Origin of the sequence: Micromonospora sp. AMSO12t (genome assembly GCF_008806585.1) — a bacterium.
Classification (GTDB): domain Bacteria; phylum Actinomycetota; class Actinomycetes; order Mycobacteriales; family Micromonosporaceae; genus Micromonospora; species Micromonospora reichwaldensis.
This window is the reverse complement of record NZ_WAAS01000193.1, coordinates 1-12,448: the sequence shown is the minus strand read 5'-3', so window position 1 is coordinate 12,448 and position 12,448 is coordinate 1. Positions and strand designations below refer to the sequence as shown.

Below are 12,448 nucleotides of genomic sequence, written 5' to 3'. Positions count from 1 at the left end.
GGGGGCTTGTTACCAGGCGGTAATGCTATCGAAACATTCAGATCAATGGAATGGGTCAGATCGGGCGACGGGACCGACATGTTCACGATCGTCGATTAGGTTGGCCGGTGCGTACACCCCGACGGAGGGAGTCCACCCCGTGCGACGCGCTCTCACGGCGGCCATCGCCGCCCTGACCGTCACCACCGCCGGCGGCCTGGTCGCCGGCACCCCCGGCCAGGCCGCCCCACCGGCCCTGGGCCGGCCCGTCCCCGCCGCCGCACCGCAACCCGGCGGCCCGGGACTGGGCGACAGCTACTTCCCCGACTACGGCAACGGCGGCTACGACGTCCAGCACTACGACGTCCGGCTGCGCTACGACCCGGCGACCGACCTGCTCACCGGCACCACCACGATCCTGGCCCGGGCCACCGAGGACCTGTCCCGGTTCAACCTGGACTTCCTGCTCGACGTCGAGTCGGTACGGGTCGACGGCTGGCAGGCCACGGCCACCCGCGAGGGCGTGCACGAGCTGGCGGTCACCCCGCGCCGCGCGATCACGGCCGGCAAGCAGCTCACCATCGTGGTGCGCTACTCGGGCGTGCCGTCGGAGACACTGGTCGGCGGCTACACCGGCTGGACCCGCACCGCCGACGGGGCGATGGTGGTCAACGAGCCGGAGTCGGCCTGGTGGTGGTTCCCCAGCAACGACCACCCGCAGGACAAGGCCACCTTCGACGTCTCCGTCTCGGTGCCGACCGGCGTCGAGGTGATCAGCAACGGCGTCCAGCCCCGCCCGCCGCTGGCCGAGGCGGGCAACCGCACCCGGTGGAGCTGGCGGACCACCTCACCCACCGCCACCTACCTGTCCTTCCTCGCCATCGGCCAGTACGACATCGTCACCGACACGGCGCCGAACGGGCAGCCGGTGGTCAACGCGTACAGCGCCGGCCTCGGCGAGCTGGGGCCGGCCGCGCGGGCCAGCATCGGGCGCACGGCCGAGGTCGTCGAGTGGTGCAGCGGGATCTTCGGGCCGTACCCCTTCGAGGCGCAGGGCGGCGTGGCCGGGCCCGTCGACGGCATCGGCTTCGCCCTGGAGACACAGACCCGCCCGGTGTACGGGCCGGGCTTCTGGCGCCGGGGCGCCAACACCTACGTGGTGGTGCACGAGCAGGCCCACCAGTGGTTCGGCAACTCGGTCTCGCTGGCCGACTGGAGCGACATCTGGCTGAACGAGGGCTTCGCCTCGTACGCGGAGTGGCTCTGGTCGGAGGAGCAGGGCGAGGGCACCGCGCAGGAGCTGTTCGACTTCACGTACGCCAGCTACCCGGCCGACGACGGGTTCTGGCAGGTGCCGCCGGGCGCACCCGGGCCGGGCAGGATCTTCGACGCCGCCGTCTACGACCGGGGCGCGATGACGGTGCACCAGCTGCGGCTGGCCATCGGCGACGAGGCGTTCTTCGCACTCCTGCCGGCCTGGACGGCCGCGCACCGACACGGCAACGCCACCACCGCCCAGTTCCAGGCCCTGGCCGAACGGATCTCCGGTCTGGACCTGGACGACTTCTTCACCACCTGGCTACTCACCCCCGGTCGGCCGGACGTGCCCGGCGCCGCCCGCAAGGCCGGCCCGCCGGCCGAACCGAAGTCCTGGACCAAGCTCCGCGAGTCGCACCAGCTCCTGACCCGCTGAGCGGGTGCGGGTGCCCGCCGACTCACGGGCGGGTACCCGCGCCCGGTGCGCCAGAGGCGGACCGTGCACGCGCCGGGCGGGATGCCTCCGTCGGCCACGTCGATGGCGGCGCGCACGATGCGGTCCACGGACAGGTCGGTCGACGCTGTCGAGGTGATGTCGTAGACGATTCACCCGCCGTCCACGGGACGGACGCCACCCGCCGTCCACGCGACGGACGCCGACCAACCCCGAGCGGCGCCCACCCAGGGTGTGCACGGCGTTGCCGAAGCCCTGATCCGTCTACGACATCAGCTCGACAGCGCGGACACCGGACAACCGGCAGGGCGCCGAGCGCCGGCAAGGCCGGCGACAAGCCCGTCCGAGACGGGCCCGCCCGGGACAAGCCGGGATCACCGGTCAGCGCGCGGCCAGGGGTTGGCGGGCCGGATCCACCGGGGCGGGCAGGGTGCCCGTACCGCCCAGGTGGGCGTGGATGGCGGCGGCCGCGGCGCGGCCCTCGGCGATCGCCCAGACGATCAGCGAGGCGCCCCGGTGCATGTCGCCGGCGACGAAGACACCGTCGGTGCCGGTCTGCCAGTCGGACCGGGCGTCGATCGCGCCACGGGCGTTGCGGCCGACCCCGAGCTGGTCGAGCAGCGGCTGCTCCTCGGTGCCCTCGAAGCCGATCGCCAGCAGCACCAGGTCGGCCGGCAACTCCCGCTCCGAGCCGGGCACCGGGGTGACGATGCGCCGCCCGTCGCGCTTCTCCACGGTCACCTCGGCGATCCGTACCGCCCGCACCTGGCCGGTGCCGTCGTCGACGAACTCCTGGACCGCGACGGCGAAGACCCGCTCGCCGCCCTCCTCGTGCGCCGGGTAGCTGCGCAGCAGCCACGGCCACGTGGGCCACGGGTCCCGGGCCTCGTCGCGCGCCTGCGGCGGCTGCGGGTAGAGGTCCAACTGGTGTACGCCGGCCGCGCCCTGGCGGTGCGCCACGCCCAGGCAGTCCGCCGCCGTGTCGCCGCCACCGATGATCACGATGTGCTTCCCGGCCGCGTCGATCGGGTTGCCGTCGGGCAGCACCGCCGTGTCGGGCCGGCCGCCCGCCGCCGCGGCGACCACCCGGTTGGCCGCGACGAGGTGGTCCATCGCCTGGTGTACGCCACGCAGCCCGCGCCCCGGCGTCTCGGGGGTGTCCCGGCCCCGCAGCGCGCCGCAGGCGAGCAGCACGGCGTCGTGCTCGGCGCGCAACTGCTCGGCGGTGACGTCCACGCCGACGTTCACCCCGGTGCGGAAGCGCACCCCCTCGGCGGAGAGCTGGGCCAGGCGCCGGTCGATGTGGACCTTCTCCAGCTTGAAGTCGGGGATGCCGTACCGCAGGAGGCCGCCGATCGCGTCGTCGCGCTCGTACACCGTGACGGCGTGACCGGCGCGGGCGAGCTGCTGCGCGGCGGCGAGGCCGGCGGGCCCGGAGCCGACCACGGCGACCGAGCGGCCCGTCGGCGCCGGGGCCGGGCGCGGCAGCAGGCCGCCCCGGACGACGGCCGCGTCGGCGATCTCCACCTCGACCTGCTTGATGGTGACCGGCTGCCCGCCACCGATGCCGAGCACGCAGGCCGCCTCGCAGGGCGCCGGGCAGAGCCGGCCGGTGAACTCGGGGAAGTTGTTGGTGGCGTGCAGCGAGTCCACCGCGGCGTCCCAGTTGCCCGTGCGGACCAGGTCGTTCCAGTCCGGGATGCGGTTGCCCAGCGGGCAGCCGTCGTGGCAGAACGGGATGCCGCAGTCCATGCAGCGGGTGGCCTGCTCGCGGATGAGCTCCTCGCCTGCCGGCGGGTACACCTCGCGCCAGTCGCTGATCCGCACCGGCACCGGGCGGCGCGCGGGCAGCCGCCGGTCGTAGCGCAGGAAACCGTTCGGGTCAGGCACGAGCCACCTCCTGGACCGTCACCCGCGGGGCGGGCAGGGTCGGAACAGACGAAGCGGAGGGCGCCGACTGCGCAGCTGGGGCGGCATTCACCGCGAGTGCGCTCATCACCGCGTCGTCGACGTCGCGGCCGGCGGCTTCGGCGGCCCGCATGATCTCCAGCACCCGGCGGTAGTCCCGGGGCACCACGGCGGTGAACTCCGCCACCGCTTCCGGCCAGCGTTTGAGCAGCCCCTCGGCGACCGCCGAGTCGGTCTCGGCGAAGTGCCGCTGCACCAGCTCGTGCAGCACCGCCTGCTCCTCCCCGGACAGCGGCGCCAGGTCGACCAGCTCCGCGTTGACCCGGCGGCGGTCCAGCCGGTGCACGAAGGCCATGCCGCCGGACATGCCGGCGGCGAAGTTGCGGCCGGTCGGGCCCAGCACCACCACGGTCCCACCGGTCATGTACTCGCAACCGTGGTCACCGACGCCCTCGACGACGGTCACCGCGCCCGAGTTGCGTACGGCGAACCGCTCCCCCACCCGGCCGCGCAGGAACAGCTCGCCCGCGGTGGCCCCGTAGAGGATGGTGTTGCCGGCGATGGTCTGGTCCTCGGCCCGCTGCCCCGGCTCGGCCTCGCCGTCGAGGAAGGGGGCGGCGGCGTCCGGCCGCACGACGAGCCGACCGCCGGAGAGGCCCTTGCCCACGTAGTCGTTGGCGTCGCCGTGCAGCCGGAGGGTCACCCCGCCCGGCAGGAACGCGCCGAACGACTGGCCGGCGGTGCCGCGCAGCGTGAACTCGATCGTGTCGGCGGGCAGGCCGGCCCCGCCGAAGCGGCGGGTCACCTCGCCGCCGAGCATCGCGCCGACGCTGCGGTGCTCGTTGCGCACCGCCACCTCCACCCGCACCGGCGTACCGTCGGCCAGCGCCGGCCCGGCCAGGGCGATCAGCTCGTTGTCCAGCGCCAGCTCCAGCCCGTGGTCCTGGGCCCGTACGCCCCGGCGCGCGGCCCCGGCCGGCAGCTCCGGCAGGTGCAGCACGGGGGTCAGGTCCAGCCCGCCGGCCTTCCAGTGCGCGATCGCCGGGGCGACGTCGAGCAGCTCGGCCTGCCCGATGGCCTCCTCGATCGACCGCAGGCCCAGCTCGGCCAGGTAGCCGCGGACCTCCTCGGCGAGGAACAGGAAGAAGTTCTCCACGAACTCCGGCCGGCCGGTGAAGCGTTCCCGCAGCACCGGGTTCTGGGTGGCGATCCCGACCGGGCAGGTGTCGAGGTGGCAGACGCGCATCATCACGCAGCCCTCGACGATCAGCGGCGCGGTGGCGAAGCCGAACTCCTCGGCGCCGAGCAGCGCCGCGACCAGCACGTCGCGGCCGGTCTTGAGCTGCCCGTCGACCTGCACGGTGACCCGGTCGCGCAGCTTGTTGAGCAGCAGCGTCTGCTGCGCCTCGGCCAGCCCCAGCTCCCAGGGGGTGCCGGCGTGCTTGAGCGAGTTCAGCGGGGACGCGCCGGTGCCGCCGTCGTGGCCGGAGATCAGGATGACGTCGGCCTTGAGCTTGGCCACGCCCGCCGCGACGGTGCCGACGCCGACCTCGCTGACGAGCTTGACGTGCACCCGGGCGGACGGGTTGACGCACTTCAGGTCGTGGACGAGCTGCGCGAGGTCCTCGATGGAGTAGATGTCGTGGTGCGGGGGCGGGGAGATCAGGCCGACGCCCGGCGTGGCGTGCCGGGTACGGGCGATCCACGGCCAGACCTTGTTGCCGGGCAGCTGCCCGCCCTCGCCGGGCTTGGCGCCCTGCGCCATCTTGATCTGGAGATCGTCGGCGTTGACCAGGTATTCGCTGGTCACCCCGAACCGGCCGCTGGCGATCTGCTTCACGGCGGAGCGGCGGGCCGGGTCGTGCAGCCGCTCGACGTCCTCGCCGCCCTCGCCGGTGTTGGACTTGCCGCCGAGGCGGTTCATCGCGATCGCGAGGGTCTCGTGCGCCTCCGCCGAGATCGACCCGTACGACATGGCGCCGGTGGCGAACCGCTTGACGATCTCGGTGGCCGGTTCGACCTCGTCGAGCGGCACCGGGGGCCGCACGCCCGTACGCAGGGTGAACAGCCCGCGCAGCGAGCCGGCCGCCGCGGCCAGCTCGTCGACCTTGGCCGTGTACTGGCGGAAGACGTCGTACTGGCGGCTGCGGGTGGCGTGCTGGAGCAGGAAGACCGTCTCCGGGTTGAACAGGTGCAGCTCGCCCTCGCGGCGCCACTGGTACTCGCCGCCGACCTCCAGCCGGTCCGACGCCACGGCGCCCGGCGGCGGCCAGGCCACGGCGTGCCGGGCGGCGACCTCGGCGTGGATGCCGTCGAGCCCGATCCCGCCGATCTTGCTCGGGGTGCCCCGGAAGTAGCGCTGGACCAGCCGCGCGTCCAGCCCGACGGCCTCGAAGACCTGCGCCCCGCAGTACGACGACACCGTCGAGATGCCCATCTTGGACATGATCTTCAGGACGCCCTTGCCGAGGCCCTTGACGTAGTTGCGCACGGCCTTGGCCGGATCCGTGCCGACCAGCGCCCCGGTGGAGATCATGTCCTCCACCGACTCGAACGCCAGGTACGGGTTCACCGCCGCCGCGCCGTAGCCGATCAGCACCGCCGCGTGGTGCACCTCGCGGCAGTCGCCGGACTCGACGATCAACGCCACCTGGGTGCGGGTCTGCTCGCGCACGAGGTGCTGGTGCACGGCGGCGGTGAGCAGCAGCGACGGGATGGGGGCGAGGTCGGCGTTGGAGTCCCGGTCCGACAGCACCAGGATGCGTACGCCGTCCTCGATGGCCTCGGAGACGTGCCGGCAGATCTCCGTCAGCCGGGCCTTGATGCCGGCGCCGCCCTCCCGGACCCGGTAGAGCCCGGAGACCCGGACCGCCTTGAACCCGGGCAGGTCGCCGTCCTCGTCGATGGAGAGGATCTTCGCCAGCTCGTCGTTGTCGATCACCGGGTACGGCAGCACGATCTGCCGGCAGCTCGCCGGGCCCGGGTCGAGCAGGTTGCCCTCCGGCCCGATGGTGGACGCCAGGCTGGTCACCAGCTCCTCGCGGATGGCGTCCAGCGGCGGGTTGGTGACCTGCGCGAAGAGCTGATGGAAGTAGTCGTAGAGCAGCCGCGGCCGGGTGGAGAGCGGGGCGATCGGGGTGTCGGTGCCCATCGAGCCGAGCGGCTCGGCGCCCGTACGCGCCATCGGCGCGAGCAGGATCTTCAGCTCCTCCTCGCTGTAGCCGAAGGTCTGCTGGCGGCGGCGTACCGAGTCGTGGGTGTAGACGGTGTGCCGGCGCGGGGGCAGGTCGGTCAGCTCGATCAGGCCGGCGTGCAGCCAGTCGGCGTACGGCTGCTCGGCCGCCAGCTCCGCCTTGATCTCCTCGTCGTGCACGATGCGGCCGGCGACGGTGTCGACCAGGAACATCTTGCCCGGCTGGAGGCGGCCCTTGGCGACCACCCGGGCCGGGTCGAGGTCGAGCACGCCCGCCTCGCTGCCGAGCACCACGAGCCCGTCGTTCGTACGCCACCAGCGCCCCGGGCGCAGCCCGTTGCGGTCCAGCACGGCGCCGACGACCTCGCCGTCGGTGAAGGCGACCGAGGCCGGCCCGTCCCACGGCTCCATCAGGCTCGCGTGGAAGCGGTAGAAGGCGCGCTTGTCGACGGCCATGTCGGGGTCGTTCTCCCACGCCTCCGGGATCATCATCAGCACGGCGTGCGGCAGGCTCCGCCCGGCCAGGTGCAGCAGCTCGAGGACCTCGTCGAAGTTCGCCGAGTCGGAGGCGGCGGGGGTGCAGACCGGAAAGACCCGGCGGATGTTGCCGGGAAAGTTCGGGGTGCGGAGCAGCGCCTCGCGGGCCTGCATCCAGTTCCGGTTGCCCCGGATCGTGTTGATCTCGCCGTTGTGCGCGATGAGCCGGTACGGGTGCGCCAGCGGCCAGGACGGGAACGTGTTCGTGGAGAACCGGGAGTGCACCAGCGCGATCGCGCTCTCCACCCGCGCGTCGGCCAGCTCCGGATAGAACGCCGGGAGCTGGTCGGGAGTGAGCATGCCCTTGAACACCATGGTCCGCCCGGACAGCGACGGGAAGTAGGCCGGCACGCCCCGCTCGGCGCTCTCCCGCTCGGCCTGCTTGCGCACGCAGAACGCGACCCGCTCCAGCTCGACGCCGCCCAGCGGCGACCCGGCCGGCCCGGCCGCCGAGCCCGTGAGCCGGCGCGCGGCGAGGAAGAGCTGCCGCACCCGGGGCATCGCCGCGAGGGCGGTCTCGCCGAGGCCGCTCGGGTCGACCGGCACGTCCCGCCAGCCGAGCACGTCGGCCCCCTCGACCAGCGCGTACTTCTCCACCACGCGGCGCGCGCGGGCCTCGGCGGCGTCGTCGTCGGGAAGGAAGACCAGGCCGGTGGCGTACTCGCCGGCGGGCGGCAGCGGGAAGTCCACCACCGCGCGCAAAAACGCGTCCGGAATCTGGATCATGATGCCCGCGCCGTCGCCGGTGTTGGGTTCCGCGCCTCGGGCTCCCCGGTGGTCCAGCCGGCAGAGCGCGTCGAGGCCGTTGACCACGACCGCGTGCGAGCGCCGCCCGTGCAGGTCCGCCACGAAGGCCACACCGCAGGCGTCGTGCTCCTGCGCGGGGTCGTAGAGCCCGGCCGCAGGCGCTCCCGGGCCGAGGTGCGGGGCCTGCTTCGGGCTGCTGTGAGGGTACGGAAAGGCCACCGGGCCTCCTGTCGTCGCTCAGGGTGGATCTCGATCGGGACGACGTCGGCCCTCAAGGGTCTATTGAGTCTACGTTAGGGTCCGGAGCGCAAGGCCAGTGCAGATTGATCACACCTTCCAGACTCTGGGACGTGTAGTCTCGCGCGGTGGATTTTCTTGACAGGGACCTGTTCGGCCGGTTGGAGCACTTCTACGACGCGGTGCCCCGGGACGCGGCGCGTACGGAGGAGTACGGCCCGCTCGTACTGTTCGTCAGGGAAGGCGCCGGCTGGCCGTTCTACGCCCGGCCCCGGCTCGACGCCACCGGTGCGCCGTCGCTGGCGGACATCACGGCCGTACGCGAGCGGCAGCGCGAACTCGGCCTGCCCGAGGCCCTCGAATGGGTGCACGAGACCACCCCCGACCTGCTGGCCGTGGCCCGCTCTGCGGGGCTGGCGGTGCTGGAGGCGCCGCTGATGGTGCTCGACCCGGCCGCCCTGCCCGACCCGGGCACCCTCACGGACGTACCGCTGCGGATGCTCGACGCGGCGACGCCCGACTTCGCGGCGGACGTGGCGGCGCGGCGGGCGGTCGCCGCCGTCGGGTTCTCCGCGGCCGGCACCGAACCCGGCGAGGCCGGCACCGTGCAGCGCGACGCCGCGATGGCCGAACTGGACGAGGCGGCGCTCGACGAGGAGCGGACCCGCGTCGCGGACGGCCGGCGCCTGTCCGTGCTGGCGGAGACGCCCGCCGAGGGCGCGCTGGCCAGCGGGATGGCGATGCGCGTCGGCGACGTCGCCGAGATCGCCGGCGTGGCCACCCTGCCGGCCGCCCGCCGCCGTGGCCTGGGCGCGGCGGTCACCGCCACGCTCGCCCGCGAGCTGCTGGCCGCCGGCACCGACCTGGTCTTCCTCTCGGCGGGCAGCGAGGACATCGCCCGGGTCTACCTGCGCGTCGGCTTCCGTCGCATCGGCACCGCCTGCATCGCCGAACCCACCCCGGTCACCCCCTGACCAAGCCCTCGGGCGGCACATCGGCCCGGCGGGTCAGGTCGGGGGGCGCCACTGGGCGGCCGTGGTGGCGGCCGTGGAGAGCAGGCGAGGGCTGAGGGCGCCCAGGGCTACGTCGCGGGCGCGCAGCGCCAGCGGGCCCCGGGCCTTCAGCACCGCCGACATCCGGCGGGTCTGCCGGACCACCGTCGCCGCCCGGGGCCGGCGCACCCGGTCGTACGCGACCACCGCGTCGGGCAGGCGGGACTCGCGCAGCAGCGAGGCGAGGGTGGCGGCGTCCTCGAAGGCGAGGCAGGCGCCCTGACCGAGGTGCGGCGGCATGGCGTGGGCGGCGTCGCCGAGCAGCACCACCCCGCCCGGGCCGGTCGGGAAGCCGTACGACCTCGGCAGCGGCCGCAGCTCGCGGATCTCCTGCTGCACCAGGTCCGCCGGGTCGGTGGCGTCGAGCAGGTCGGCGATCGGCGCGGGCCAGCCCGCGTACCAGCGGCGGAGCAGGGCGAGCTGGGTCTCCGGCGGCTCCGGGCGGGGCGCGCCGACGGCGGTGGCGACCCAGTAGATGCCGCCCCGGCTGGAGCCGCCGGAGGAGCCGCGCTCGCCGAGCGAGGCCGACACGAAGCGGTAGCCGGCACCGAGCACCTCGCCGCCGACAGGCCGGTCGGCGGGCAGCTTCGGGGCCCGGTACCAGGGGATCACCGCCCGCCAGGCGGCGCAGCCGGAGCTGACCACGCCGGACTCGGGGGCGAGTTGCCGGCGCAGCGCGCTGTCGGTGCCGTCGGCGGCGACGACCAGGTCGGCCTCGATGGTGTGCCGGCCGTCGCCGACCGAGGGGCGCTCCCCGGAAACGGCGCGGACCGTCCGCACGGTCACCCCGGTGCGCAGCTCGACCTCGTCGCCCAGGCCGGCGATGAGCGCGTCGTGCAGGTCCTCCCGGTGCACCACCACCGGCATCCGGTCGGCCGGCGTGGGGCGGGGCTGCACCAGCCAGTGCCCGTCCGGGCGGCGCACCCCGCCATCGGGCAGCCCCGTGGCGATCGCCTCCAGGCCGGCGCCGAGGCCCAGGGCGCGCAGCGCGCGTACGCCGTTGGGCCAGAGCGCCACGGCGGTCGGCTCGGGGCGGACGCGGTCGGCACGCTCCAGCAGGGTGACCCGCCAGCCGGAGCGGGCCAGCGCGCCGGCGACCGCGAGGCCGCCGATCCCGGCGCCGACCACGACCGCGCTACGCATCGGGTGCTCCTCCTCAGCTGTCGCGCTCGGTGGGCCGGGTGCCCGTGGCCCCGGCCCGGTCCTGCGGGATCTCCCCGGCGGGCGCGGCACCGTCACCGGCGGATCCCGGGGTGTCCTCCGCACCGGCCGTCCCGTCCGACGGCGCGTCCACCGAGCCGGGCGTGGCCGCCCCGTCCGGCTCGGCCGGCGTCTCGCCGGTCTCCTGCCAGTGCCGGTACTGCTCCTCGCTCACCACGCGGTAGCCCTCTGGGGCGGCCGGCCCCGCGCCGGCCTCCTGCGCGGACAGGTCGACCTGCGAGACGTCGGAGCCGACGGCCGGCTCCGCGGTCGCGGCAGCGCCGATGGGAATGACGTACTCCCGGGGGCCACGCACCCGCACGAAGTAGACCAGGGCGCCGAGGAAGACCAGGCCGGCGGTCCACACGTTCAGGCGTACGCCGAGGATGGTGTTCGCCTCGTCGGTGCGCATCAGCTCGATCCAGAACCGCCCGGCCGTGTAGCCCATGACGTAGAGCGCGAACGCCCGTCCCCGGCCGAGGCGCAGCTTGCGGTCGAGGACGAGGACGAGCGCGGCCACGCCGACGTTCCACAGCAGCTCGTAGGCGAACGTCGGGTGGTAGAGGCCCGGTTCGAGGATCGGCTTGCCGGCGTCGTCGCGCAGCGCGTGGCCCGGGTTGTCCGGGTCCATCCGGTGGATCTCCAGACCCCAGGGCAGGGTGGTCCGGCCGCCGTAGAGCTCGTTGTTGAACCAGTTGCCGAGCCGGCCGATCGCCTGGGCCAGCGGCAGGCCGGGGGCCAGCGCGTCGGCGACCACCCCGAACGGGATGCCGAGCTGCCGGGCCGCGAACCACGCGCCGACGGCCCCGCCGGCCACCGCGCCCCAGATGCCGAGACCGCCCTCCCAGATGGCGAACGCCTTCATCGGGTCGCCGCCGGTGCCGAAGTACTTCTCCGGAGAGGTGATCACGTGGTAGATGCGGGCGCCGACGATGCCGGCCGGCACCGCCCAGACCGCGATGTCGAGGACCGCACCGGGGGCGACGCCGCGCTGGCGCAACCGCCGCTCGGTGACCCAGCAGGCCACCACGATGCCGACGATGATGCACAGCGCGTACGCCCGGATCGGCACCGGTCCGAGCTGCCAGACGGCGGTGCTGGGGCTCGGCAGGGCCGCCTGGGGAGTCAGCGAGGCGAGAGTCACGGATGCACACGCTACCGCCGTGGCCCCCTCCGGTGGCACCCCGGTCCGCCGTCCGCCGGTCCCGGTGACTTCTGGTTTGCGCCGCCGTAGGCTCTTTGTCCATGAGCGCGCTCACCTGGGCGGTCGCCGCGGTCGTCACCGACGACGCCGGCCGGGTGCTGCTGTGCCGGCAGGGCCGGGGCGAGCGCCACGGCTTGCCCGGTGGGCGGCTGCGCCCGGCCGAGAGCCCCGTGCACGCGGTCACGCGCGACATCCGGGCCGAGACGGGGTGGGACGTCGAGGTCGTCGACCTGGTCGGCCTCTACCACCTCGCCGGGCGGTACGGGGCGGCGCCAGCGGCGCTCGCCGGGCCGGCCCCGGCGGCCGGGCGTGCCGGGCCGCTGCCCGACGTCCTGGTGCACGTCTTCCGGGCGCGTACGCGGGGGTCTGGGCCGGCCGGCGATCCGCTGGGCGGCTGCCGGCCGTCCTGGCACCACCCCTCGGCGCTGCCCGAGGCGCTCACCCCGACCACCCGGGCGGCGCTCACCGACGCCCTGGCGGGCCGCTCCGGCGTGCTGCGTGACACCGCCCCGGGCGCCCCGGCGCCGACGGCGGGCCACCCACCGGGGCAGCGGAGCACCCCGCCGGCCGACCGGGCACCGCACCCCTGACCCGGGCGGGACAGGAGGCCAGGCACCGCACCCCTGACCCGGGCGGCACGGGAAGCCGGGCACCGCGCCACCGACCCGGGCGGGACAGGA

At 74.6% G+C, this 12,448-nt stretch carries 7 protein-coding genes; 3 read left to right on the top strand and 4 right to left on the bottom strand.

Annotated elements, in window-relative coordinates; genetic code table 11:
- The first annotated feature begins 139 nt into the window (after positions 1 to 139).
- A complete protein-coding gene (locus tag F6X68_RS23500) occupies positions 140 to 1,672 on the top strand; it encodes a M1 family metallopeptidase (RefSeq protein WP_151456318.1) in 1,533 nt (510 codons plus the stop codon).
- Between the two features lie 399 nt (positions 1,673 to 2,071).
- Here F6X68_RS23500 and F6X68_RS23495 read toward each other — a convergent pair whose 3' ends face one another.
- Together F6X68_RS23495 and gltB are read right to left on the bottom strand one after the other, a co-directional pair.
- Positions 2,072 to 3,580: a glutamate synthase subunit beta gene (locus tag F6X68_RS23495; RefSeq protein ID WP_151456317.1), complete on the bottom strand. Its 1,509-nt coding sequence runs from the start codon at positions 3,578 to 3,580 to the stop codon at positions 2,072 to 2,074.
- Positions 3,573 to 8,294, bottom strand: a complete 4,722-nt coding sequence (gene gltB / locus F6X68_RS23490) for a glutamate synthase large subunit (protein WP_151456316.1) — start codon at positions 8,292 to 8,294, stop codon at positions 3,573 to 3,575. The genes F6X68_RS23495 and gltB overlap by 8 nt, the downstream gene beginning before the upstream one ends.
- A 146-nt stretch (positions 8,295 to 8,440) precedes the next feature.
- Between gltB and F6X68_RS23485 the strand changes: the two genes are divergently transcribed.
- The gene (locus F6X68_RS23485; RefSeq protein ID WP_151456315.1) at positions 8,441 to 9,286 is read left to right on the top strand and encodes a GNAT family N-acetyltransferase; all 846 of its coding nucleotides are present in this window, start codon (positions 8,441 to 8,443) and stop codon (positions 9,284 to 9,286) included.
- A 33-nt stretch (positions 9,287 to 9,319) separates the two neighbouring features.
- On the opposite strand, the gene F6X68_RS23480 is transcribed toward F6X68_RS23485, so the two are convergent.
- Positions 9,320 to 10,507 (bottom strand): NAD(P)/FAD-dependent oxidoreductase, encoded by a 1,188-nt coding sequence (locus F6X68_RS23480; RefSeq protein WP_151456314.1) that lies wholly within the window; start codon positions 10,505 to 10,507, stop codon positions 9,320 to 9,322.
- 13 nt (positions 10,508 to 10,520) lie between these two features.
- Complete coding sequence (lgt, locus tag F6X68_RS23475) at positions 10,521 to 11,708, bottom strand: prolipoprotein diacylglyceryl transferase (RefSeq protein ID WP_151456313.1); 1,188 nt, start codon at positions 11,706 to 11,708, stop codon at positions 10,521 to 10,523.
- Between the two features lie 101 nt (positions 11,709 to 11,809).
- Here lgt and F6X68_RS23470 point away from each other — a divergent pair, with 101 nt between their 5' ends.
- Positions 11,810 to 12,358 carry an NUDIX hydrolase gene (locus F6X68_RS23470; RefSeq protein ID WP_151456312.1) on the top strand — a complete coding sequence of 183 codons (549 nt, stop codon included), beginning with the start codon at positions 11,810 to 11,812 and terminating at the stop codon, positions 12,356 to 12,358.
- Positions 12,359 to 12,448: the final 90 nt, after the last annotated feature.